Origin of the sequence: Bradyrhizobium sp. BWA-3-5 (assembly GCF_032917985.1) — a bacterium.
Taxonomy (GTDB): domain Bacteria; phylum Pseudomonadota; class Alphaproteobacteria; order Rhizobiales; family Xanthobacteraceae; genus Bradyrhizobium.
The window spans coordinates 7,814,099-7,837,544 of the sequence record NZ_CP136626.1 but is presented as its reverse complement, the minus strand read 5'-3'; the positions used below and the strand labels follow the sequence as shown (position 1 = coordinate 7,837,544).

18 protein-coding genes are annotated in these 23,446 nt (G+C 64.0%); 9 read left to right on the top strand and 9 right to left on the bottom strand.

What is annotated here, in order from left to right; translation table 11 throughout:
- The first annotated feature begins 43 nt into the window (after nt 1-43).
- Nucleotides 44-517, top strand: a complete 474-nt coding sequence (locus RX331_RS37565) for a universal stress protein (RefSeq protein WP_317254588.1) — start codon at nt 44-46, stop codon at nt 515-517.
- A gap of 12 nt (nt 518-529) precedes the next feature.
- On the opposite strand, the gene RX331_RS37560 is transcribed toward RX331_RS37565, so the two are convergent.
- Nucleotides 530-937, bottom strand: coding sequence for a YccF domain-containing protein (locus RX331_RS37560; protein ID WP_317254587.1), 408 nt, complete (start codon nt 935-937; stop codon nt 530-532).
- A gap of 136 nt (nt 938-1,073) precedes the next feature.
- Between RX331_RS37560 and RX331_RS37555 the strand changes: the two genes are divergently transcribed.
- Nucleotides 1,074-2,153, top strand: coding sequence for an LLM class flavin-dependent oxidoreductase (locus RX331_RS37555; RefSeq protein WP_317254586.1), 1,080 nt, complete (start codon nt 1,074-1,076; stop codon nt 2,151-2,153).
- Nucleotides 2,154-2,302: 149 nt separating this feature from the next.
- Nucleotides 2,303-4,237, top strand: coding sequence for a patatin-like phospholipase family protein (locus RX331_RS37550; protein ID WP_317254585.1), 1,935 nt, complete (start codon nt 2,303-2,305; stop codon nt 4,235-4,237).
- Here the strand turns inward: RX331_RS37550 and RX331_RS37545 are convergent.
- The 3 genes from RX331_RS37545 to RX331_RS37535 form a co-directional block, all read right to left on the bottom strand.
- Nucleotides 4,153-7,260, bottom strand: a complete 3,108-nt coding sequence (locus RX331_RS37545; RefSeq protein WP_317254584.1) for an EAL domain-containing protein — start codon at nt 7,258-7,260, stop codon at nt 4,153-4,155. The genes RX331_RS37550 and RX331_RS37545 overlap by 85 nt on opposite strands.
- Before the next feature lie 182 nt (nt 7,261-7,442).
- Complete coding sequence (locus RX331_RS37540; protein ID WP_317254583.1) at nt 7,443-9,218, bottom strand: putative bifunctional diguanylate cyclase/phosphodiesterase; 1,776 nt, start codon at nt 9,216-9,218, stop codon at nt 7,443-7,445.
- A gap of 236 nt (nt 9,219-9,454) precedes the next feature.
- A complete protein-coding gene (locus RX331_RS37535) occupies nt 9,455-10,417 on the bottom strand; it encodes a sensor histidine kinase (protein ID WP_317254582.1) in 963 nt (320 codons plus the stop codon).
- Nucleotides 10,418-10,616: 199 nt separating this feature from the next.
- Between RX331_RS37535 and RX331_RS37530 the strand changes: the two genes are divergently transcribed.
- Complete coding sequence (locus tag RX331_RS37530) at nt 10,617-11,111, top strand: cupin domain-containing protein (RefSeq protein ID WP_317254581.1); 495 nt, start codon at nt 10,617-10,619, stop codon at nt 11,109-11,111.
- Between the two features lie 107 nt (nt 11,112-11,218).
- Here RX331_RS37530 and RX331_RS37525 read toward each other — a convergent pair whose 3' ends face one another.
- Nucleotides 11,219-12,595, bottom strand: coding sequence for a cytochrome P450 (locus tag RX331_RS37525; protein WP_317254580.1), 1,377 nt, complete (start codon nt 12,593-12,595; stop codon nt 11,219-11,221).
- A gap of 234 nt (nt 12,596-12,829) precedes the next feature.
- Here RX331_RS37525 and RX331_RS37520 point away from each other — a divergent pair, with 234 nt between their 5' ends.
- Nucleotides 12,830-13,654, top strand: a complete 825-nt coding sequence (locus tag RX331_RS37520; protein ID WP_317254579.1) for a DUF4886 domain-containing protein — start codon at nt 12,830-12,832, stop codon at nt 13,652-13,654.
- Nucleotides 13,655-13,809: 155 nt separating this feature from the next.
- On the opposite strand, the gene RX331_RS37515 is transcribed toward RX331_RS37520, so the two are convergent.
- Nucleotides 13,810-15,051 (bottom strand): LLM class flavin-dependent oxidoreductase, encoded by a 1,242-nt coding sequence (locus RX331_RS37515; protein WP_317254578.1) that lies wholly within the window; start codon nt 15,049-15,051, stop codon nt 13,810-13,812.
- A 257-nt stretch (nt 15,052-15,308) separates the two neighbouring features.
- Between RX331_RS37515 and RX331_RS37510 the strand changes: the two genes are divergently transcribed.
- Together RX331_RS37510 and RX331_RS37505 are read left to right on the top strand one after the other, a co-directional pair.
- A complete protein-coding gene (locus tag RX331_RS37510) occupies nt 15,309-16,715 on the top strand; it encodes an MFS transporter (RefSeq protein ID WP_317254577.1) in 1,407 nt (468 codons plus the stop codon).
- 128 nt (nt 16,716-16,843) lie between these two features.
- Nucleotides 16,844-18,055, top strand: a complete 1,212-nt coding sequence (locus RX331_RS37505; protein ID WP_317254576.1) for a PHB depolymerase family esterase — start codon at nt 16,844-16,846, stop codon at nt 18,053-18,055.
- Nucleotides 18,056-18,085: 30 nt separating this feature from the next.
- Here RX331_RS37505 and RX331_RS37500 read toward each other — a convergent pair whose 3' ends face one another.
- Entirely contained in the window at nt 18,086-18,754 is a 669-nt protein-coding gene (locus RX331_RS37500) for an MBL fold metallo-hydrolase (RefSeq protein ID WP_317254575.1), read from the bottom strand.
- 119 nt (nt 18,755-18,873) lie between these two features.
- Between RX331_RS37500 and RX331_RS37495 the strand changes: the two genes are divergently transcribed.
- A complete protein-coding gene (locus RX331_RS37495; RefSeq protein WP_317254574.1) occupies nt 18,874-19,689 on the top strand; it encodes an RMD1 family protein in 816 nt (271 codons plus the stop codon).
- A gap of 13 nt (nt 19,690-19,702) precedes the next feature.
- Here RX331_RS37495 and RX331_RS37490 read toward each other — a convergent pair whose 3' ends face one another.
- Together RX331_RS37490 and RX331_RS37485 are read right to left on the bottom strand one after the other, a co-directional pair.
- On the bottom strand, nt 19,703-21,403 hold the full coding sequence (locus RX331_RS37490) for an alpha-amylase family protein (RefSeq protein ID WP_317254573.1): 1,701 nt from the start codon (nt 21,401-21,403) through the stop codon (nt 19,703-19,705).
- Nucleotides 21,404-21,651: 248 nt separating this feature from the next.
- A complete protein-coding gene (locus RX331_RS37485; RefSeq protein WP_317254572.1) occupies nt 21,652-22,773 on the bottom strand; it encodes a vWA domain-containing protein in 1,122 nt (373 codons plus the stop codon).
- Between the two features lie 150 nt (nt 22,774-22,923).
- On the opposite strand from RX331_RS37485, the gene RX331_RS37480 reads away from it, so the two are divergent.
- Nucleotides 22,924-23,406 carry an MmcB family DNA repair protein gene (locus RX331_RS37480; protein ID WP_317254571.1) on the top strand — a complete coding sequence of 161 codons (483 nt, stop codon included), beginning with the start codon at nt 22,924-22,926 and terminating at the stop codon, nt 23,404-23,406.
- Nucleotides 23,407-23,446 lie beyond the last annotated feature (40 nt).

The window sequence follows — 23,446 nt, the reverse complement described above, 5'->3', positions numbered from 1 at the left end:
TGGTGGTAGTCTTGGCGCGTTGAACCATGGATGGGGACGTCCGATGTATAAGAAGGTTCTTCTCGCCTATGACGGTTCGGTCGAAGGGCGGCGCGCGTTGCGGGAGGGCGCAAAGCTCGCACAACTCTGCCGATCCGAGGTTTTCTTGCTCGCCGTCGTCGAGGTTTCCTCGATCATGACGCCGGAGGCCGGGCTCACGATCCCGATCGAACTGCAGACCGAGGACTACAAGGCCATCCTGAACGAGGGCACCGAGCGGCTGAAGGCGCTGGGTTTTATGCCGACTGCGCGTCTTGAAGTTGGCGACGCCGGCCAGAAAATCGCCGAGGTCGCCGAGGAAATCGGCGCGCATCTCGTCGTGGTCGGTCACCGCCCGCAGGGGACGTTGGCGCGCTGGTTCGGCTCGATCGGCAGCTATTTGGTCAAGCGCCTGCGCTGCAGCGTGCTGGTCGCGCAGACCGAGATCAGCGACGCCGAGTTCGAGCGGCTGAAACCGGCGCCGGCGGCGGCGGAATAGCCCGACGCGAGCTCAGCCCGTGGGGACGATGATCTTGCCGATTGGCCATAGCGCGATGCCGGCAAGCTTCAGGTGTGCCCAGGCAAAGGGAATGCCGATGATGGTCACGGCCAGCAACACGGCCGTGATCACATGGCCGAGCGCCAGCCACCATCCCGCCAGCACCAGCCAGATGACATTGCCGATCACCCCGAGCGGCCCGGTGCCGATATCCTCTTGGCCCGTATAGGCATCGCGCGAGATTGCCGTGAAGCCGAACGGAAACAAGGTATAGGCCGCGATGTTGAACGCGGCCCGGGCCCAGGGGATGCCGACGATCGTGATCGCCATCACGATGGCGGCGACCAGCCAGCCGAACGCCATCCACGCGCCGCCGAGAACGATCCAGATGATGTTGAGCAGCAGCGAGACCGGAGACATGGCCGGGATTCTAGCGTGCCGTGGACGTGATTGAAATCGAAAACCGCTTGCGGCGGAGCCCGATTGCCCCGCGCCTCGTAGCCGCTAAAGTCGGTGCCCAACGACCAGGCAACAAGCGTCGATGAGGAGAAACGTCATGCGCTCGCTCGAATTCGGTTGGTATCTGCCCACACATGGCGACACCACGGCCTATGGCCTGATGGAGGCGCAGATTCCGGGCTCGCCCGAACTGTGCGACCGCGTCGTGCAGGCGGCAGAGAAGGCCGGCTTCGAATATCTCCTGATCCCGGTCGGCTCGGTGTGCTGGGAGGCGTGGATCACCGGCGCGTTCATGGCGGCGCGCTCGTCCTCGATCAAGCCGCTGATCGCGGCGCGGCCGGGCTATATCAATCCGGTGCTGCTGGCGAAAATGATCTCGACCTTCGACCAGATGTCAGGCGGGCGCATCTGCATCAATCTGATCGCGGGCCAGAACGAGAGCGAGGTCGAAGGCGAGGGCGTCCGCTATCCGAAGGAGGCCCGCTACGAGCTGATGGAAGAGGAAGTCTCGATCCTCAAGGCGCTGTGGACGACGCGCGGGCCGGTAAACTTCGAGGGAAAGTTTCACAAATTGTCAGGTGCGCATATCAGGCCGCGCCCGCACCAGCAGCCGTTTCCAAAATTCTATCTGGGGGGCGGCTCACGCCAGGCCTGGGAATTGTCGGCGAAGCATTCCGACGTGCATCTGTTCTGGGGCGACCTGCCGGAAAAGATCGCCGCCAATATCTATGAAATCAGGCAGATGGCGCGGGCGCATGGCCGCGAAAGCGACATCGGCTTCGGCATGCGGCTGCAGGTGATCTGCCGCGAGAACGAGGCGGACGCCTGGGAGGCTGCCGACCAACTGGTGCGGCATGCCACCGAGCGCCAAAAGCAGGAGATGAAAACGCTCTACAACCGTTCGGAAGCGAATATGCGCGTGCAGCAGCTCGCGCGCGAGCATGGCGATCTCTTGCTGCCTCACCTATGGACCGGCATCACCAAGGTTCGCCCCGGCGCCGGCATCGCCGTCGTCGGCAATCCCGAGCAATGCGCCGATATGCTGCAGCAGTTCATCGACGCCGGCTGCCATTCCTTCTGCCTGTCCGGCTATCTGCATGACGAGGAGGCCGAGCGCTTCGGCCGGCTGATCCGGCCCATCCTGGCGGAGAATAATCGCGGCCGGTGGGCGGCGTAGAGCAGCGGCAATCCTCATGCTGCAGTGCATTTACCCTGACATCGACACCCGGTCTACGGCTGCACTGCGCTAGTCTGCAAGCCTTTATATCACTCGCGATGGTCTGTGCCCGGCGCTAAAGTCGGGCCGTTTCAACTGGGTACCGCCCAATGAATGGATCGAGCTCGGTCCTGGCCTGGAGCTCTGCGCTGGAGGAGTTCGCGCTGTTCCGAACGCTCAGTTCCGAACAGCGGCTGAAGGCGCTGGGTGCCATGGTCCGGCAGGATCTGGTGCGCGGCCAGATGCTGGTCGCGCAGGGCGGGCCTTCGGATTCGCTTTTCCTGGTGCTGCATGGCGCGCTCGCGGTGCGCAAGACCGGCTATCACGAGCCGATCGCCGAGCTTCGCGCGGGCGAACTGGTCGGCGAGATCGGCTTCTTCGCCAACGTACCGCGCACCGCCGATGTGATCGCCATCCGCGATACGAGCGTGCTGGCGCTGACGCGCCCGGCCTATCAGAAGCTCGCTACCGAGGCTCCCGCCATCGTCGAGGCGCTGCTCGCCGCGCTGGCGCAGCGCTTCGCCAGGGAGACCGCGCGCATCGCCCCGTTCCGCACCTCGCCGAAGGCGCGGACCGTGGCGCTGATCGGTGGCGGGGTCGAGCCGCTGCCTGCCAATTTCGATCGGCGGATGCGCGAAGGGCTGGCGGCGACCTATGCCGAGATCGTCGACGTGGCCCGCTTGCAGGCAACTTTTCCCGGACGTGCGCTCGATGCGCATGAAGTCACCGAATGGCTCAACAAGCTCGAACACACGGCGCCGCTGGTGGTCTATCTCGGCGGCCACGAGTCCTCGCCTTGGGCGCGCAAGGCGATCCGGCAGGCCGACATGGTGGTGTTCGCCTGCCGCGGGGAAGCGCCGGCGGCCGCACTGACCGAAATCGAGGCGTTTGCCTGCGAGGTTCATCCGATTTCGGCAAGGCGCCTTGTCCGCGTTCACGACAAGCGCCGCGGCGCGGTTTCGGGGACGGCCGCTTGGCTCGCCCGGCTGCCTTCCTTCATGCATCATCACGTTGCGCTGGAGGACCAGGTCGATATCGACAGCCTGGTCCGCTTCCTGTGTGGCCGGGCCGTCGGTTTCGTCGCCGCCGGCGGTGGCAGCTTCGGCAGCGCGCATGTCGGAATCTACAAGGCGTTTCGCGAACGCGGCGTGATGTTCGACATCTTTGTCGGTACCAGCGTCGGCTCCGCCATGGTGGCGGGATTTGCCAAAAATCTCGAAGCCGAGCACCTCGAGCGCGGCACGCACGAGATCTTCGTCAAGAGCCGGAGCTTTCGCCGGCCGACCTGGCCACGCTATTCCCTGCTGGATCACAAGGCGTTCGACCGCGCGCTGGCGCAACAATATGGGCCCGACTGCCGTATCGAGGACTGCTGGCGGCCCTTTGCGGCCGTCGCCACCAACCTATCGACCCACAGTCTCGAACTGATCCGCACCGGCCCGGTCTGGCAGGCGGTCCGTGCCTCGAGCGCCATTCCGGGACTGCTACCGCCGTTCTATACGCCTGATGGCGCGATGCTGGTCGATGGCTGCCTCATCGACAACGTGCCGCTGGCCTCGATGCACCAGCTCAAGAGCGGGCCCAATCTGGTCGTGCATTTCGGCGAGCCGGCGGCGGAGATGTTCGACGTCGACTATGCGTCGCTGCCGGGAAGGTTCGAGCTGATCGCCGCGATGCTGACGCCGTTCCGCAAGAAGCTGCTGCCGGCGGCGCCGAGCGCGGTGAACGTGCTGTGGCGGAGCCTCGTCGCGCACCAGCGCTACGATACCTTGCCGACCGGGCCGTTCGATACGGTGATGCGGCCGCCGCGTCCGCCGGATATTGAGGTGACGGATTTCGATCGCCACACCGAAATCTTCGAGGCGTCCTACATCTGGGCCAAGGAGGCGATTGCGGCGCTGGAGGCGGGCGGCAGTTCGGCGATCGCGGCCATCCTCGACGCGGGCGCGCTGGAGCGGCGTCAGGCCACCGCGGTTGCGACTTCCAATCGTGCCCCCAACAGCCGCCTTGCTTCGGCGGCCGGCTTCGGCGCGCTGAACAGGTAACCCTGCATCTGGGTGCAGCCGAGCTGGCGCAGCATCTCGCGCTGCTGCTCGGTCTCGACGCCCTCGGCGGTCGTCGTCATGTTGCGGGCGGCCGCGATGTTCACCACCGCCTGCACGATCGCCGCCGAGCCGTCGTCCTCGATGTCGCTGATGAAGCAGCGATCGATCTTGATCTTGTCGAACGGGAAGCGCTTGAGGTAGCTCAACGAGGAGAAGCCGGTGCCGAAATCGTCGAGCGCGATGCGCACGCCGATGACGCGAAGCTGATGCAGGATCGCCAGCGCGCTTTCATCGTCATGGATCAGGACTGCCTCGGTGATTTCGAGCTCGAGCCGGTCGGGCGCAAGGCCCGAGGCGGCGAGCGCGCCAGTGATCCGCAGCGCCAGCGTCGGCGACTTCAACTGGATCGGAGAAACATTGACGGCGATCCGGACCCGGGACGGCCACCTTGCCGCTTCCGCGCAGGCGGTCTGGATCACCCAGTCGCCGATCTCGTTGATCAGGCCGGTATCCTCTGCGACCGGAATGAATTCGGCCGGCGAGATCATGCCGCGCTCGGGATGGCGCCAGCGCAGCAGCGCCTCGCAGCCGGTCACCTCGCCGCTCCCGAGGTCGAGCAACGGCTGGTAGTGGAGTTCGAAGCTGCCGTCGGACAGCGCCTGCCGCAGATCCTGCTCCATGGTCAGCCGCGCCTGCGCGCGGGCATCCATGGCGGGCTCGAAGAAGCGATGGGTGCGGCGCCCCTCGGCCTTGGCGGCGTACATCGCCAGATCAGCATGCTTGATCAGCTGGTCGAGCTCGGTGCCGTCCTCCGGCGCGAGTGCGATGCCAATGCTGGCGTCGGTCGAGAGCTGATGGCCGAGGCACTGGTAGGGGTGGCGGATCACCTCGTAGATGCGGGCGACAAATTCCTCGACGTCCCGGCGGCCACTGACCGCGGTCTGGATCACCGCAAATTCATCGCCGCCCAGGCGGGCGATCAGATCGCCCGGCTTGGTGCAGGCCTTGAGGCAGGCCGCGACCGCCTTCAACAGCTCGTCGCCGACATGGTGTCCGAGTGAATCGTTGATGCCCTTGAACTCGTCGATGTCGATATACAGCAGGGCGAACTGCTCGCCCTCCGTCGCCTTGCGCAACGCACGCTCGATCTGCTCGCGGAACAGCACCCGGTTCGGAAGGTCGGTCAGCGCATCGTAATGCGCCAGATGCGCGATCTTCTCGTTGGCGAGCCGGCGCTCGGTGACGTCGTCGACGACGTTGATGATGTAGCGCGCCTGTCCCGCCGAATTGCGGATGCTGAGCCGCCTGGAGGTGAGGTAGCGCGGGCCCATGCCCTGGGTTTCCCAGACATGCTCGTCCTTGAACAGGCCGTCAGGGGATTGCAGCGTCTTCTCCTCGTCGGCCGCGATGATCGCGGCGGCGGCCGGCGGAAAGATCTCGTCGGCCGTCTTGCCGATGATCAGGTCGCGCGAGATGCCGAACTGCGCCTCGGCCACGCGGTTGACCAGCAGATAGCGGCGGTCGTGCACGTCCTTCACGGTGATCTGCGAGGGAATGTGATCGATGATCTGGCTCAGGAAAGCGTAGTTGCGGTCGCGCTCCTGTTCGAGATTGCGCCGCTCGGTGATGTCTTCCATGGTGGCGACCCAGCCGCCATCCGCGAGCGGCCTGCTGACGGCCAGGAAAGCGCGCCCGTCCCGGCACTGCATGACGCTGTGGGTGACCTGACCGCGTGCCACGTTTCGCATGACCAGCGAGCAGAACGCGTCGACGTCGCCGTCGAATGATCCGTTCTCCCTGCGATGCTGCATCAGGTCGCGGAAGTGGCAGCCCGGCTTCACGATGTCGGCGGACAGATCGTGCATCTCGATATAGCGCCGGTTGAAAGTGACGATTCGCGCCGCGGCGTCGAACGTGACCAGCCCCTGGATCATGTTGTTCAGCGCGGTGTCGAGGCGGCTTCGTTCCGCCTCCAGTCGCTGTTGCGCCTGGCGGCTTTGCCGGGTGATTTGCCGGATGATAAGGAACAGCGTCAGGGCGATCACCGCCGCCGCCAGCGTCGCTGCCATGACCAGCAATCGGGTCTGCTCGCGCCAGTCGGCGAGCGCGTCGGCAACGGTGTTGGTCGCGACCACCACGCCGGAATAATGCGCGAGCGGCGCGGCGGATCCGAGCCGCGACGTCTGGTCGATCGGGCTTTGCACCCGCAGCGTCTGCGGGGTCCCGCGTTCACGGACCTGCTGCAACAGCGGCGCGGTCGAGAAATTCTTCCCGATCAGTTCGTCGACGCGCGGATATCTTGCGAGCAGGGTGCCGTCGGCGTGAAACATCGAAATCGCCGCGCCCGAGCCGAGCGCGACGGAAGCGAAGAACTTTTCGTAATTGGCCGGGTTGATCCGCCGCGTCATCACGCCGAGAAAGCTGCCGTCCTCGCCGCGCAGCCGGTGCGCGATGACCGAGTTCAGATTACCCGTGATGTAGCTGCGAACCGACTCGGCCAGGACGGATGGCGATTGCGGATCGAACTTGAAGCGGTTGAAATACGTCCGCTCGGATATGTTGAGTTTGGGGGCGGGCAGCGGCCGCGACCAGTTGATCATGTCGCCATTGGAATCGAAGATCGAGATGTCGCCGAGATAGGACAGCACGCCGGCCTTGGACCTCAGGATCTCGTGCGCTTCGGTGCTTGCGACGCGGTCACGGAATTCGTTCTCGGAGCCGATGCCTGAAATCTGCAGCCGTGAGATCACGTCGTCGGCGAGGGTATCGGAATCATCGAACTGCTGGTCGAAGTGACGGGCGAGCAGGAGGACGGTGTTTTCCAGTTCGCGCTCGCTGTTGGCAAGCGCGCGGTCGCGGAATTGGCCGGCCATCATGATGGTGCCGGCGAAAATCGCCGCGACCAATAGACCGCCGCACAGCGTCAGCCACAGCACCGGCCCCCGGATCGTCGCGGCAAGCTGCCGCCCGATGGCTGCGGTTCGGGCCTTCGTGCCGTGCAGGTGGTGAAACAGACCGCGCATTCTCCCTTTCCCCCAGGATATGCATACGATGCGCAGAGGTCATAAGCGGTTAGGAAAACCGGTTAGCTAAAACTTAATTGCATGTCCTTTGGGCGCGGGCGGGGCGACGAGACGGTATTTCGCGGCTTCCGGTGTTCTGTTGGCGAGATGAAGCGCTTGTCCGCGACGGGCGCTTTTATCCTTTAGCGACGGTAGCTGCCGCCACGCGAATAGGCGGCGCGGGTCTCCGGCGCCGGGCGGCTGGTGATGTTGCCGCGTGCCTCGCTGGCGCGCGGGGAGGCCAGCCTGAGGTCTTCCAGGAAGATCGGCTTCGAGAAGTAGTAGCCCTGCGCATAACGGATCTTGGTCGCGGCCTGCAGATAGGCGAGCTCCTCGAAGCTTTCGAGCCCCTCGGCGATCACGGTCATGCCGAGCGCCTCGCTCAAGGATTCGATCGCCCGCAGGATGCCCTGGCTGCGCGGGCGCTTATGGATGTCGGTGATGAAGGAGCGGTCGATCTTGATCTCGTCGGCGGTGATGTCGGCGAGCGCCGACAGCGACGAGTAGCCGATGCCGAAATCGTCGATCGAGATCTTGACGCCGAGCTTGCGGAAGATCGGCAGGATCTCGTCCTGGATATGCGTCTTGGTGACGAAGGCGTCTTCCGTCACCTCGATCATGAAGCGCTGCGGGAATCCGGTGGCCTCGAGCGCTTCGGCGAACGGCCGCATGAAGTCGGGATTGCCGGCCTGCTTGGCGGCGACGTTCATGCTGATCGTGATGTCGGCGCCGAAGGTCTCGTTGATCAGGTCGATCGACTTGACGATCTCCGCCAGCACGAGATGCGTCAGCTCGTCGATCAGGCCGAGCTCGGTGGCCAGATTGATGAAGGTGCTGGGGGCCTGAATCACCCCGTCGTCGTCGCGCAGGCGGACCAGCGCCTCGACGCCCGTGACCGCCTGGGTCCGGATATCGACCTTGGGCTGGAAGGCGCAGCAAAAACGCTTCTCCAAAATCGCCAGCCGCAATGACTGCTCGATCTTCATGCGCGCCAGCGCCTCGCGCTCCATGCTGGCATCGAAGAACGCCGCGTCGCCCTTGCTGTCGTTCTTGACGCGATACATCGCGATGTCGGCGTTCTGGCGCAGCACCTCATAGCTGCGGCCATGTTCGGGGTAGAGGCTGACACCGATCGAGGTCGATGCGAAAATTTCGGATTGATCGATGAAGAACGGTGCCTTCAGCCGCTGCAGGATGAAGTGGATGAACTCCTCGACCTCGGCGATGCTCTCGACCGGGTTGAGCAGCAGCACGAATTCGTCGCCGCTGATGCGCGACAGGATATCGGATTCGCGCAGGTCCAGTCCCAGCCGCTTGGCGATCTCCGCCAGCAGCGCGTCGCCGACGGTGTGTCCGTAATAGTCGTTGATGTGCTTGAAATTGTCGACGTCGAGAAAGGCTAGCGCGAAGCGGCCCTGCCCGTTGTCGTATTTCAGCAGGCTGTCGACGCGGTGCTCGATCACGCGCCGGGTCGGAAGGCCGGTCAATTCGTCGTAATAGGCGGAGCGGAACAGGTGGTCCTCGAACGCCTTCTGCTCGCTGATGTCGGTAGAGCTCGAAATCAGGAAATCGCGCCCGGCAATCCTGATGGGCCGGTGCGAAGTCAGAAATACCTGCTTGGTCGGACTGCCGGCCATAGCCTCTTCCAGCACGGCCGGGCGGCCGGCACGAAGCAGTTCGAGACAGGTTTCGCGGCGGTCGCTCAATTGCGAAGACGTTCCCGCCGTCGTCGCCCGCTGCAACAGGGTTGCCCCAGCGTCGTTCATCAGCACGAACTCGCCGCTCTCGTCCTGAACGGTCACGCCGGCCGGAAGCAGCTTGAAGACATCCCGCAGGAGGCTCAATTCGGAATCAAATATGCTTTCATTGCTGGCCTGCGTCGCCGCGGCCTGAAAGTTTTTCTTGTAGGGACTATGCATGTCACAGAGCTTCGCAAAGTCCCTTGTAGCATTGGTTAAGTGGAACTACGAAAAACCGCGACAACCGTAAAAGTCGGAGATTTCCGATCTTATTGGCCGGATCGTCATTAACAGAGTCTCAACGTGATGCGAGAGACGGACGGCTGCGACGTGAACTTCCGTTCATGTATTGCGGCGGACCAGTGCCGCGTTTGCACCGAGCGGATGCCCGAAACTTACGACAGTGCTATCGCGCCTCAGGCGGCGGGAATCCGGCATTGCATCGTGCAATGCACGCCCGACTTCAGGAAGCTGATTTCGGTCTTGCCGTCGAACGCGCGGAGCGCTGATTGCAGCAGTTTGGTGCCGAAGCCGCTCGGGCCTACCTTTTCGATCACGGGACCTTCGGTCTCGTCCCAGGTGACGTTGAGACGGCCGTCCGATGTCGTCCACGATACCTGCAACAGGCCGCGCGCGGAGGAAAACGCGCCGTACTTGCCGGCGTTGGTCGCCAGCTCGTGAAAGATCAGCGCCAGGCTGACCGCCAGCTTGGCCGGCAGGAACAGCGAGTCGCCGTTCAAGGTGAAGCGGACATGGCCATAGGGGCCGAGTTCGGACCGCAGCATGTCCTTGATGTCGCAGCCGCTGCCATCGAGCCGCGCGATCAGGTCATCGGTCGCCGACAATGCCCGGAGGCGATGGTCAATCCTGCCCCAGACCTGCGGCTGATCTTGCAGCACCTGATGCAGCACGGCGTGAATCGTCGAGGTCTTGTTCTTCAGCCGGTGCTGCAATTCCTCAACCAGCAGCTTGCGGTATTCCTCTTCCTTGACCAGGCGCTTGGCGTCTTCCCGCTGCTGCGTGACGATCGTACGGTAGTGCTCGACGCCCCAGATGGCGAAGCCGCACACGGCCCAGAACATCAGGAGCAGCGCGAATCGCGCGGTGTCGACGTTGGTGTTGCTGAAGCTGACGGTCACGCCGAGCACGCCGCCCGCGATCGCCGTCGCTATACCAGCCCGGGCGCCGCCGACCGCGGCCGCGAGGAACACGGCGGGGAAATAAGGCGTGAAGAACACATCGGGGCGAATCTGGGCAACGCCCCAGCGGGCGAGCGTCGACGCGGCGAGGCAGCCGGCCGCAAACACCGTGCTGAACAGCAGCGAGGGCTGGGCAATCCCCTGCCAGCCGCGTCTGAACTCGTCGATCAATTTCTTCATCGGGCTTGTCACTCCACGTGATCAGCGAATCCACAATAAGGCCGATCATAGCGAAAATAGGGGATTTCTGAGCCTTCGAAGGGCCATCGCCCGGCCCGCGCCGGAGGGGCCCGATGGAACAAGCTCGCTTGCCATGCCGGCGAGGGGCGGGAATATTGCTCCTCGTGACGACAAGCACATAACGCAAGGGGAGACGCAAATGTCCGCAACGTTCCGGCTGTCGCCGGCATCAGAAGGCCGCCCGTTTTACCTCGCCGTCATTGCCGGCCTCGCCTGCGCCTTCCTGATCGGCAAGGCCCTGCCGTCGACCATCGATGCCGTTTCGACGATCATCGAGCCTTTGTGCGCCAACAGCGTTACCGGCTCGCAGGACGTCGTCGAGCCGATCTCCTCGCATGCCTTGCCGAACGTGGCGGGCAAGCGCGTCAGTATCGTCCGCGTCTTCTACGGCCCTGGCGGATTTACGCCGCCGCACCGCCATGCCGGCTCCGTCACCGCCTACATCACCAAGGGCGAAATCCGCTCGCAGCTTGCCGGCGGCCCGGTCGAGACGTTCGGCGTCGGGCAGTCGTTCTTCGAGCCGCCCGGCTCGACGCATATGGTATCGGCCAACGCCAGCGTCACCGAGCCCGCGGAATTGATCGCGGTGTTCGTGGCCGATGAAGGCGCGCAACTCACGACGCTGGTGAAGTAGATTGTAGGGTGGGCAAAGCGGAAGCGTGCCCACCATCTTATCTCGGCTGGAATGGTGGGCACGGCGCTGGCGCACCTTTGCCCACCCTTGTATTAGCGCGCGGTGTCTTACACCGGCTTGATCGTCACCTTGAGCCCATCCCGTGGCTTTGGAATCGGCCACATCTGCCAGTCCGACTTGTAGCCCGGCTCCAGCGAGACGCTGAGATTCTGCAGGAAATGCCGCGCAAAGCATTTCGCCTGCATGTAGGCGAAGTGCAGGCCGAGGCACATATGCGCGCCGCCGCCATACGGAACCCATGCAAAGCGATGGCGGTTGCGCTGCGCCTCGTCGGTAAAGCGCAGCGGGTCGAATCTGTCCGGCTCGGGCCAGATCTCCGGCATGTGGTGCGTGAACAGCGGGTTGACGCCGACCAGCGTGCCGGCGGGAACGCTGTACCCCCTGAACGAAAAGTCGCGCACCGCGCGGCGCGGCATCGAGGGCACCGGCGGCTTCAGCCGCAGCGCTTCCTTGAAGGCCATTTCCGAGAGCGGCATCTTTTCGAGATTGTCGACGCTGGAGGGATCGTTGGCCTCGATGCCGAGGCCTTTGACTTCCTCGCGTAACCGTTGCTGCCAGTCGCTGTTCGCGGCCAGCTCGCCGACAAAGGAGGTCAGCGACGAGGTCAACGTGTCATGCGCTGCCATCATCAGAAAACTCATGTGATCGATGATGTCCTGGGTTGATAGCAGCGCGCCGTCCTCGTGCGTCGCCTGGCACAGCTGTGAGAACAGGTCATCACCGCTGCCGCGCGCCCGGCGGATCGGAATCTGCTCGGCGAAATAGGCGATGATCCGCTTGCGGCCGGCAACGCCGCGGCCCATCTGCGTGAACGGCAGCGGCCGCCGGATCGGCGCCACCGCCGCGGCCACCATGTCGACGAAGGCGCGGGTGATGTCGTCGACCTCGGGCCCGATGTCGGTGCCGAGGAACGACGTTGCCGCCAGGTCGAGCGTGAGCTGCTTCATCGCCGGATACACCAGCATCTCACCCGGTTGCGCCTTCCACTGCCTGACCCGCGCGGCAATGCCGCGGTCGAGACCGACGAGGTAGGATTTCATCGGCCCCGACTTGAATGCGACCGACAGGGCGCGGCGGTGCAGACGGTGCTCTTCAAAATCCAGCAGCATCAGCCCGCGCGGAAACAGCAGGCCGAGGATCGGTCCCCAACCATGCGTCGAGGAGAACAGCCGCCCCTGGTCGAACAGCACAAGCTCATTGGCCTCGGGCCCGAGCATCGTCACGCTGGTCTCGCCGAACAGATGGGTGCGGTAGATCAGGCCATATTTGGCGGCTGACTTCTCGATCTGTCCCTTCGGGTCGGCCAGTACGGCCAGCGTGTTGCCGATGAACGGCCACCCTTCGTTGCCGGGAATATGTCGCAACGCCCTGGGGTTCGGTGGCACCGGTATGTTGGCGGGGGACGCAACACTCTGCATCGACATGGCGATTGCTCCGGTTCTGTCTATTATTGCGCCGATATTATCAATTGTACGGTGGCTTTGTCGTGGCCCGGATATTGCGCCGCGGCCGTCGCTTGCCCTGCAAGTAAGGTTTGTTTCCCGCCAGCCTATAGCACGAACGCGTGGCGGCGTGCGCCGCGGCCGGTTCAATTCCACGCCAAACCGCCCCGAAGGCGTGCTATCGTGTCCCAAAATCAAGCATATCAGGGGGAGCCTATGACAAAGCTGTTTCGTGTTCTTGCGATTGCCGTTATCGCACTGATCGGACTTGCGTCCGCGGCGAGCGTTGCGAAGGCGCAGACCAAGCCGCTGGTGACCAGCCTCGGGCCGGACTATCCCAAGACCGAAATCTTCATCGGCAACAGCTTCTTCTATTACAACAACAGCATGCACAGCCACGTGTTGGCGATGCAGCGCGCCGCAGACGCCGCCAACAAGCAGGCCTACCGCGCCACCTCGGTCACGATAAGCGGCTCAGGCATCGATTGGCATGATGTCGAAAGCTATTTCCGGCCCAAGGCGATCGGCTCCTATTCCTTCGACGAGAACAACAATGTCGTCTTCAACAAGCCCGACAAATTGTTCGACGTCGCCATCATGATGGATTGCAGCCAGTGCCCGATCCATCCGAACCTGAAGTCGGTGTTCACCGAATTCGCCAAGAAGAGCAGCGACATCGTCCGCGCCAGGGGCACCCGGCCGGTGTTCTTCATGTCCTGGGCCTACGCCAACAAGCCGGAAATGACGGCCCAGCTCGCCGAGGCCTATACGATCGCCGGCAATGAGAACAATGCGCTGGTGATTCCGGCGGGCCTCGCCTTCGCCAAGGCGATCGACAAGCAGCCCGAGATCAATCTCTACGCGGCCGACAAGCGCCACCCGAGTGCGGCCGGCACTTATCTGGCCTCCTGCGTTGTGTTTGCCGCGCTCACCGGGCGCTCGCCGGTCGGCAACGCCTATCTCGCCGGCCTCGATGCGCAGACGGTCAAGTTCCTGCAGAACATCGCCTGGGACACCGTGCAGGAATATTATGGGAGGTAGACGCGCTTCCGCTGCGTCGGTAGGGCAACGCTGCCTACCCCGTCATTGCGAGCGCAGTGAAGCAATCCATAGCGCCACAAGCCGAGGCATGGATTGCTTCGTCGCGTTGCTCCTCGCAATGACAAGGAGGGACTTCGTCGTCCCTCACAACTCCGTCACGCCTTGCGCTTCGCCGCTTCCTTCTGCAAATCCGGCGCATTGATGGTCGGGATCGCTACCCGGCCCGGGCCGGTATGGGCGAGCGCGGCGGCGGCCTTTTCGTTCTCCATGATCTTGGCCATCACGGCCTGGCCCGCCCGCTCGAACACCGCGCGGTTCTCGATCAGGAATTTCTGCGACTCGCGCAGCTTGGTGACGTAGCCGTTGATCTCCGGAATCACGTAGCGCGCGACCATGTCCCAGCTCCGGCGCGTGTTCTCCGGATTGGCCCAGTCATGCACGAAGCCGATGATGGCGCCGACGCCGCCGGAGACGTGCATCAGGTTCTTGATGGTCTTGACGAGATCGTCCGGCGTGCCGATGGTGGACGCCGCGTTCTCCCCGCCCGCGGTCTTCTCCACCGCATCCTCCGCCGAGGTGAACGGCTCGAGGCCCGGTCGCTGCAGCGTGCGGACGTTGTACTCGTTGTGCCAGCGCATCAGGCCGGGACCGGCCTCGCGCTGCGCCTGTTCGCGCGTCTCGGCGATGTGCCAGGATAGCAGCACGCGCCAGTCGTCGCGGCTCACGGTGGTGCCGGCCTTGTTGGCCGCGTCCTCGGCAAAGCCCCATTGCGTCGGCAGCGCCATCAGCCCCTGCGTCGACATCGAGCCGAGCGAGATGATGCCGATGCCGTATTTGCCGGCGAGGGTCATGCCCGAGGGCGAGATCTGCGAGGCCACCACGAACGGCATGTCTTCCTGCAGCGGCAGGAGCTGCAGCGCGGCGTCCTGCATGGTGAACCAGTCGCTTTTGGCGGTGACGCGCTCGCCCTTGAACAGGCGGCGGATGATCGCGATCGCCTCCTCCTGGCGGTCGCGCTGCGTCATCGGGTCGATGCCAAGCGTATGCGCGTCGGAGGCGAGCGCGCCCGGACCCGAGCCGAAGATGGCGCGGCCGCCGGTCATCCAGTCGAGCTGCACCATGCGCTGCGCGACATTGTAGGGATGGTGATAGGGCAGCGAGATCACGCCGGTCCCGAGCTTGATGCGCTTGGTGCGTTCGCCGGCGGCGGCGAGGAACATTTCTGGCGAGGCGATCATCTCCCAGCCCGAGGAATGGTGCTCGCCGCACCAGAACTCGTCATAGCCGAGCGTGTCGATCTGCTCGACGAAATCGAGGTCGCGGCGGAACTGGAGCAGCGGATTCTCGCCGATCGGATGATGCGGGGCGAGAAAGGCTCCGAATTTCAGGCGTGCCATGGGTGGTTCTCTCCGGATTTATTGTTGTTTTGGAATTGCTTGCCATCAAACCTACGGGTTGGACTGCAGCAAGGCAATCCTCGTCAGCCTGCCGCCAGCGCATGGTTGTCGCGCGGAGTTCGGCTGACTTGCCGCCGCCCGGAATACGCGCCCTTTCGCGGCCGAATTTGAAGAAAGTTACCCGCCAGGTAATCGCCGGAATGGTCTGCGCCTGAAATCATCGGGCACCAGGATTCCCCGGACCAGGCCCTTGTCTCATGCACCAGATCGTCTCGCATCCCGTCGACACGTCGCGCCGCTGGTTCGTGCTCGCGACCGTCGTCGCGGCGCAGTTCATGTTCGGGGTCGATGCCTTCATCGTCAATGTCGCGATCCCGACGATCGCGGCGGAGCTCAAGGCGAGCGCCGCGCAGATCGAGGCCGTCATCGCGATCTACCTGATCGCCTATGCCACCCTCGTCGTTACCGGCGGCCGGCTCGGCGACATCTACGGCACGCGCAACGTGTTCATCGCAGGCGTCGCCGGCTTCACCGTGACCTCGCTGTGGTGTGCGCTGGCGCAATCCGGCCCGGAATTGATCGCGGCAAGGCTGGCGCAGGGCGCGACCGCGGCATTGATGGTGCCGCAGGTGCTCGCCACCATTCATTTGTTGTTCGCAGACGGCGCGAGGGCTCGTGCTTTCGGCATTTACGGCATCGTACTCGGGCTTGCCGGCGCGGCCGGCTTCCTGCTCGGCGGCCTGCTGGTGACGCTCGATCTGGCTGGTCTTGGCTGGCGCGCGGTGTTCTTCGTCAACGTGCCCTTTGGTGCGATCATTATCGCGGCGGCCTTAAAGATCATGCCCATGGCGCCTCGGCGTGCCGGTACGCGGCTCGATATTCGCGGCGCGATCGTGCTGTTTCTCGGCCTGCTCTGTCTGATCGGTCCGCTGCTGTTCGGGCATGACCTGCACTGGTCGCCTGCGGTCTGGGGCGCCATGGCTGCCGGCATCGCGATCATCGCCATGTTTCTGCGGCTGGAGCGCGCGGTCGCCCGCCGCGGCGGCATGCCGCTGATCGATCTTTCCCTGCTGTCGGATGCCGCGTTCATGCGCGGGCTTGTGGCCGTGTTCTTTTTCTTCCTCGCCAATCTGTCCTTCTACCTCGTCATGACGATCTACTTGCAGAAGGGGCTGCATATTCCGCCCCTGCAGGCCGGCCTCGTGTTCGTGCCGCTGGCACTGACCTTCGTCCTCGCCTCGCGGCATAGTGGCACGCGCGCCAAACATCGCGGCACGCTGGTATTGATCGAGGGCTGCGCCGTGCAGATCGCCGGCCTTGCCGCTTTGGCTGTCACAGCCGGGAAGATCGACGCGCCGTCAGCGATCGTGCTCTCGCTGGTGTTGACGATGTTCGGCTACGGCCAGGGCCTCGTGATGGCGCCGCTCTCCAGCGCCGTGCTCTCGACGGTAAAGCCGGCCAGCGCCGGCGCGGGCTCCGGCATGTACGGCACCACGGCGCAAATCGCCAACGCGGCGGGCGTGGCCGCGATTGGCGCGGTATTCTTCGCGATCGAATCTGCCGGATCGGCGCGGCTCGCTCTGCTCGTGACGTCAGCGCTGTTTGCGCTCTCGATCAGCGTCTGTGCCGCATTTCTGACATCGGTGCGTCACTTCACGGCGTGACAAATTCACGTCATCTGCCAAAATTTGATTGTGGGGAAGGACAGCACACGGTCTTTTTAGTTTGCGGTGCGGCAACTATCTGTTCTGGGTAGCATTGTCTTGAGAAGAATCGCCCCCAGGAGAAGTCGTTGTCGCTCGCCAAGAATGTCGAATTCCTGCGCCATTTTCCGAAGCTGAATGGCTTCAATGGCTTGGGAAGCTATGGCCGCGGTGCTTCGTCTGGCGCAACGAGCCCGCTCGTCGAAATCACCGGATTCGGCACCAATCCCGGCGCGCTGAAGATGTTCGCCTATGTGCCCGACGCGTTGCCGCGCGCCTCCGCGCTCGTCGTCGTGCTGCACGGCTGCGGCCAGACCGCCGCCGGTTACGATTTCGGCACCGGCTGGTCGACGCTCGCCAAACGTTACGGCTTTGCGCTGCTGATGCCCGAGCAGCAGGCGGCCAACAATGCCCACACCTGTTTCAACTGGTTCAATCCCGGCGACATCACCCGCGGCCGCGGCGAAGCCGCGTCGATCCGCCAGATGGTCGCGCGCATGGTGGCCGATCACAAGATCGATCCGCGGCGCATCTACATCACCGGGCTTTCCGCCGGCGGCGCAATGACCTCGGTGATGCTGGCGACCTATCCGGAAGTGTTTGCCGGCGGTGCCATCATCGCCGGCCTGCCATACGGTATCGCCAGCAATGTCCGCGAAGCGCTCGGCGGCATGATGCAGTCGACCTCGCGTCCCGCGGGCAAGCTCGGCGATCTCGTGCGCAAGGCCTCGAAGCATAGGGGGCCATGGCCGAAAGTGTCGGTGTGGCATGGCAGCGCCGACCGCACCGTCAACCCCGCCAACGCCGATGAGATTGTCAAGCAATGGCTCGACGTCCACGGCCTGCCGTCGGCGCCGATGTCGAGCGGGCAGGTCGATGGCCATCCGCGCGACGTCTGGTGGAACGCCGATGGCGAAACCGTCGTCGAGTCCTACACCATCACCGACATGGCCCACGGCACGCCGCTCGGGCTCGCCGGCAACGACGAGCGCTATGGCGCGGAAGGCGCGTTCCTGATCGAGGCGGGGATTTCCTCGTCCTATCACATCGCGAATTTTTTCGGCCTGACCGATCGTGTCAGCCCGGCCAGCGAAGTGGCCAAGCCGGCAGAAGCGCCGAAGATCGTTCCATCGGCCGCCACCGAATCCCTGCAGTCTTCGGATATCGCCGCCGGGCTGTGGTCGAGGACCCACAAGCCGGTTCGCCAGCCGACGCCGGCACCACGTGCTCCAAAGCGCCGCGGTATCGATGTCGGCGCCGTCATCACCCGCGCGCTGACGGCTGCGGGATTGATGAAGTAGCCGCGCTCCGCGTCGGCACGCCGCCTTCGCTCACATCTCGCCGGTCAGGAAGGGATTGGTCAGGCGTTCCTGGCCGAGGCTGGAGCCGGCGCCGTGGCCGCAGATGAAGCCGACATCGTCGCCGAGCGGCAGCAGCTTTTCCTTGATCGAGTTGATCAGCGTGGCGTGGCTGCCGCCGGGCAGGTCGGTGCGCCCGACCGAGCCGTTGAACAGCACGTCGCCGACATGGGCGAAGCGCAATTCCTTGTTGAAGAACACCACGCTGCCCGGAGAATGGCCGGGGCAGTGCAGGATGTCGAAGGTCAGCTCGCCGATGGAAACCTGATCGCCCTCGTCGAGCCAGCGGTCGGGTCCGAAATTGCGCATGCCGGTCATGCCGAAGCGCTCGCCGCTCGAGACGACGTTGTCGAGCAGAAACTTGTCGGCGATGTGCGGCCCCTCGATCTTGACCTGCAGCGCGTCGCGCAATTCGGCGGCGCCGCCCACATGATCGATATGGCCGTGGGTCAGCCAGATCTTCTCGACGCTGACGCCGGTCTGCTTGATCGCTTCCAGAATCTTCGGAACGTCCCCGCCGGGATCGATCACCACGGCCTTCTTGGAAGGCTCGTGCCAGATAATGGTGCAGTTCTGCTCGAACAGCGTCACCGGCACGATCATTGCGCCGGCCTTGGTCTGGTTATCGGTTTTGTTATCCATACCGGCAACATATTCATCCCGCGGAGGGGGTCAACACGGGTTGCAGGCTATATCTAGCCCGACATGCGACCTACACGGCCGCGTGATAGGTTGCGCCGGCTTCAGCAGTTGGGTGTTCCATGAACCAGGCATCAGCATCGTCGCCGGTCGGGCCCCGCACGACGGCCCGCGCCTTCTTCGTCAGCGACCGCCTGAACACGTCGGGGCTCGAGCGTGGCGATGTGCTTGCCACGATACCGCTGGCGTTTCGCGTCAACGCCAATGGCGTCGCGATCCTCTTCCGTTATGGGGTGGCGGTGCTGATCGGCCTGAATGCGCTGGAAGAGGAGGAATTCCTCGGCAGCCTGGAACAGCGCATGGTGGCTAAGTTCGCGCGGCGCGACGAGGAAACCGCCATCATCGAGCTGGCGCCCGAGAAGGAGGAGCAGATTCCCCCGGGCGGCCCGATCTGCCTGCAGAGCCTGTCGCCCGAGCGGCTGGTCCTGATCGGCGAGGCGCTGGCGAAGAGCGTCGTTCTGGCCCGCCACGAGCGCGAGGTCGCCAGCGTGTTCGACACCACCGAACCGTTCGCGCGGGAATTGGCTCGCAACGGGCGCATGCACGGCAGCCGCCGCTCGATTCTGAAAAATATCGGCAACGCGCTTCTGGTGCGGCACCGGGTGTCGGGGCCGGTCGAAGTGGAAGAGAAGCCTGATGTGCTCTGGGACAAGCCGCATCTGGAGCGATTATATGCCAGGCTCTCGGACGAATATGAGCTCAAGGAGCGCGCGGAAGCGTTGAACCGAAAGCTTGGCGTGATCGCCGAATCCGCGCAGGTGCTAACCGATATCATCGATACGCGGCGCTCGCTGCGGCTCGAACTGATCGTCGTGTTGCTGATCCTGTTTGAGGTCCTGATGACGATCTACCAGCTCGCCATCGGCCGGCATCTCTGAGCGGCAGCGCTGCTCACGCCGACCGTGCCGCCTTGCGCGGTGCCTTGGCATCGATATCGCTGCGCTTGAGCAAATAATCGAGGCCGCCAACGCGGTACCAGTGATAGCCGTAGCCCTCGAGCAATAGCGTGTGCCGGCCCCGCTTGTCGGCGCGGCTGTGGTCTTCGGACAAGAGATTGACCAGCAGCTTGCCTTTTTCGCCCGCTAGCCCGACCGAGAACGTGACCTCCCGGGGCTTGTCGTCGAGATTATGCGCGAACAGCACCGAATTGTTGCGCCAGTCATAGCGGATCAGCAGCACCGCTGGGTCGCGCGTGGAGATGACCTTGAAATCGCCCCAGCCGACCTCCGGCACTTCCTTGCGCATGCGCACGATGCGTTCGGTCCAGTTCAGCATGGAATTGGGATCGCGGCGCTGTTTGGCGGCATTGACGTGCTCATAGCCATACGCGCCCTTGTCGATGACAGGCGCGCAGGGGCGGTCGCCCTCGGTGAAGCCGGCATGCGGCTCGGTCGACCATTGCATCGGCGTGCGCGCGCAATTGCGCTCGGGCAGATCGAGATTGTCGCCCATGCCGAGTTCGTCGCCGTAACGGATCACGGGCGTTCCCGGCAGCGTGCACATCAGGCTGTAGGCCAATTGCAGCCGCCGCTGGTCGCCGCCAAGCATCGGCGCGAGGCGGCGGCGGATGCCGCGATCGTAGAGCTGCATGTCCTTGTCGGCGCCGAACGCCTTGAACACCGTATCGCGCTGCGCCTTGGTCAGCCGGCCGAGATCGAGCTCATCGTGGTTGCGCAGGAACAGGCCCCACTGCGCGGTGGCCGGCCGCGGCTTTGTCGCCTGCAGCGCCTTCGCCAGCGGGCGCGAATCGGCCGCTGCCAGCGCGTAGAACAGATGCTGGTTGACGTGGAAATTGAACATCATGTGCATGCGGTCGCCGTCACTGCCGAAATATTCCATGTCGGTCTTCGGCAGCACGTTGGCCTCGGCCAGGATAATGGCGTCGCCCTGCCGCCATTGCAGGAATTCCCTGAAGGCGCGCAGCATGTCGTATTGCTCGACCGCCTTGCGCACCTTGGCGCCCTTGGTCGAGATCACGAAAGGCACGGCATCCATGCGAAAGCCGGAGACGCCGAGCTGAATCCAGAACCCCATGATCTTGAGGATCTCGGCCTGCACCATCGGGTTTGAGGTATTGAGGTCGGGCTGGAAATCATAGAATCGGTGGAAGAACCAGGCGCCGGCCTCCTTGTCGCGGGTCCAGGTCGATTTCTGCACGCCGGGAAACACCATGCCGGTATCGGCGTTGCCCGGCTTCTTGTCGGACCAGACGTACCAGTCGCGGTAGCGCGAATCCTTGGAACGCCGCGCCTCGCGAAACCATTCATGCTGATCGGACGTGTGGTTGACCACGAGATCGATGATGACGCGTATGCCGCGCTGCTTGCAGCCATGGGTGAATTCGACGAAATCGCCGAGCGTGCCGTAGCGCGGATCGACGCCGTAATAGTCCGAGATGTCGTAGCCATCGTCGCGTCCGGGCGAGGGCTGAAACGGCATCAGCCAGATCGCGGTGATGCCGAGCCCGTGCAGGTAATCGAGCCGGCGCAGCAGGCCCTTGAAGTCGCCGACGCCATCGCCATTGGCGTCCATATAGGTGCCGACCGAAAGGCAATAGATCACGCCGTTCTTGTACCAGAGGTCATCGATCATGCGGACGCCGTCCTCACCGGTCCGCCTCGCGCTTGCCTCAGCGGCCGGGGGATAAGCGGTGAGGGCGGGTCAGGTTCCGCGATCTCGGTGTCGTCCGGCCTTGAGCCGGGACCCATAATCCCGGGCGAGCATTATGCGAAGGCTGTGGCTCCAGCCCGGCGCAACAACGGCCATCGGTGGCTGTGGGTCCCCGCTTTCGCGCGCTTTCGCGGGGACGACTCGTTGAGGCAGCTCGTTATGTCAGCAACTCACCGCTTGATCTGCGCCTTCAGCGTTTCCTCGACGACGCGGTCGAACGAGGAGGCCTTTGGCGGCGCCTTGGCGCGCTGCTCGGCGACATATTTGTCGCGCTTGGCGACCAGCGCGGCGAGCTTCTCGTTGAGCGCCTTGCGTTGGCTCATCTGCTTGTTGACTTCCTCGACGCGCTGCTCGGGCTTCAGCGAGCGCAGATTGTCGGGCAGGTCTTCCTCCTTGATGATGGAAAAGCTGCTGCGGCCGGCGGTGACGTCGGCGACGAGATCGCCGTCGCCAGTGACGGCTTCCGACGTCGCCTTGGAGCGCTTGTTGAGATAGCTCGCCATCTCGGAGGCCTGCGCCGGCGCAGCGGCGGCGACCTCGGACAATTGCTTGGTCTTGCCTTCCGTGCGCTTCTGCAGGTGCTTCGGTCCGTAGGGGATCACGGTGCCGTTGATCTCGCGCTGCAGGATGATGATCTCCTCGTCGAACGGCGTTTCGATCAGCACCACCTCGCCGCCGTCCTGCGGGATCGGAATGAAGCGGCCATTGCCGTGCTGCGCGATGTCGCGCCAGATTCGCGCGGTGTCCTGGGCATTGCCGGCCAGCACCGCGTTGACGATGATATCCTTCTGCTTGGCCACCGACAGCGTCACCGGATATTTGGTGTCCTGCGCATAGTCCATGTGCGGCGGCGCATCGCCGACCAGGAACACGATCCGCCTGACATCGCCACCGCCGCTCCATTGCATCTTGTTGACGGCGACCTCGAGCGCCTCGTTGACGCTTTCCGGCCAGTCGCCGCCCCCGCGGGCCTTCAGCTCTAAGAGGTGGGCGTAGAGATCCTGGATGTCCGACGTGAGGTCGATCATTTTGGTCACATAGTCGTCGCCGATATCGCGGTAGGCGACGAGGCCCATGCGGATGTCGGCGTCGGGGTTGGAATCGACAATGGCTGTGGCAATCGACCAGATCTTGCGCTTAGCACCTTCGATCAGCCCGCCCATCGATCCCGTGGTGTCGAGCACGAAAGCGACCTCCACAGCGGGTTTGGCATTGGCCTGGGACAGGCCGGCGGCGAAGGGAAGGGTCGCGAAAGCGAATGCGAGCGAGGCAAGCGTGGTGCGTGACTTCATGGATCTCCTCCAGATGTTTCGTCCCCTCGAAGCCCGAGTTCCACTGGCGGTGGGCCTGTGGCCGAAAACAAGGCGGGGCGGGGTCGAAATTGCGGCTGATGGTGCGCTGGTCCGCCTGTTGGACGGTGCGAAATCGGTTATGGTTCGAGGATGGAATCGCCTGTCCGCCAGATCAGCCTCGTGCCGCCGCCCGACCGCCGCCAATCGGAGACGGCGCTTGCGATCGCGCGCGGCACCGCGCGGCTGCTACGCTCGCTCGGCTTCTCCTGCATCAGCGAGCTGCCGCTGCCGTCGGGCCGGCGCGCCGACCTCGTGGCGCTGAACGAGCGCGGCGAGATCTGGATCGTCGAGATCAAGTCATCGGTGGAAGATCTGCGCGCCGACCAGAAATGGCAGGATTACCGGATGCATTGCGACCGGCTGTTCTTCGCCTTCACGCAGGATTTGCCGTGCGAGATTTTTCCGGAAGGTACCGGTCTCATCATCGCCGACGCCTATGGCGCGCATCTGCATTGCGAGGCGCCCGAGCATCGCCTGCCGGCCGCTACACGCAAATCGATGACGGTGCGCTTTGCGATGGCCGCGGCGCAACGGATCAACCGTTTGGTCGATCCGCAGGGACATGAGTTTTGAGGGCACGCTATTGAACGTCGTCATGCCCGGGCTTGTCCCG

What these genes read in the sequence shown, in the direction of transcription:
- RX331_RS37500 (WP_317254575.1), bottom strand. Translation starts at nt 18,754, where the DNA reads ATGGATAACAAAACCGATAACCAGACCAAGGCCGGCGCAATGATCGTG.
- RX331_RS37540 (WP_317254583.1), bottom strand. Translation starts at nt 9,218, where the DNA reads ATGCATAGTCCCTACAAGAAAAACTTTCAGGCCGCGGCGACGCAGGCC.
- RX331_RS37565 (WP_317254588.1), top strand. Translation starts at nt 44, where the DNA reads ATGTATAAGAAGGTTCTTCTCGCCTATGACGGTTCGGTCGAAGGGCGG.
- RX331_RS37510 (WP_317254577.1), top strand. Translation starts at nt 15,309, where the DNA reads ATGCACCAGATCGTCTCGCATCCCGTCGACACGTCGCGCCGCTGGTTC.
- RX331_RS37515 (WP_317254578.1), bottom strand. Translation starts at nt 15,051, where the DNA reads ATGGCACGCCTGAAATTCGGAGCCTTTCTCGCCCCGCATCATCCGATC.
- RX331_RS37560 (WP_317254587.1), bottom strand. Translation starts at nt 937, where the DNA reads ATGTCTCCGGTCTCGCTGCTGCTCAACATCATCTGGATCGTTCTCGGC.
- RX331_RS37480 (WP_317254571.1), top strand. Translation starts at nt 22,924, where the DNA reads ATGGAATCGCCTGTCCGCCAGATCAGCCTCGTGCCGCCGCCCGACCGC.
- RX331_RS37530 (WP_317254581.1), top strand. Translation starts at nt 10,617, where the DNA reads ATGTCCGCAACGTTCCGGCTGTCGCCGGCATCAGAAGGCCGCCCGTTT.
- RX331_RS37490 (WP_317254573.1), bottom strand. Translation starts at nt 21,403, where the DNA reads ATGATCGATGACCTCTGGTACAAGAACGGCGTGATCTATTGCCTTTCG.
- RX331_RS37555 (WP_317254586.1), top strand. Translation starts at nt 1,074, where the DNA reads ATGCGCTCGCTCGAATTCGGTTGGTATCTGCCCACACATGGCGACACC.
- RX331_RS37525 (WP_317254580.1), bottom strand. Translation starts at nt 12,595, where the DNA reads ATGTCGATGCAGAGTGTTGCGTCCCCCGCCAACATACCGGTGCCACCG.
- RX331_RS37545 (WP_317254584.1), bottom strand. Translation starts at nt 7,260, where the DNA reads ATGCGCGGTCTGTTTCACCACCTGCACGGCACGAAGGCCCGAACCGCA.
- RX331_RS37485 (WP_317254572.1), bottom strand. Translation starts at nt 22,773, where the DNA reads ATGAAGTCACGCACCACGCTTGCCTCGCTCGCATTCGCTTTCGCGACC.
- RX331_RS37495 (WP_317254574.1), top strand. Translation starts at nt 18,874, where the DNA reads ATGAACCAGGCATCAGCATCGTCGCCGGTCGGGCCCCGCACGACGGCC.
- RX331_RS37535 (WP_317254582.1), bottom strand. Translation starts at nt 10,417, where the DNA reads ATGAAGAAATTGATCGACGAGTTCAGACGCGGCTGGCAGGGGATTGCC.
- RX331_RS37550 (WP_317254585.1), top strand. Translation starts at nt 2,303, where the DNA reads ATGAATGGATCGAGCTCGGTCCTGGCCTGGAGCTCTGCGCTGGAGGAG.
- RX331_RS37520 (WP_317254579.1), top strand. Translation starts at nt 12,830, where the DNA reads ATGACAAAGCTGTTTCGTGTTCTTGCGATTGCCGTTATCGCACTGATC.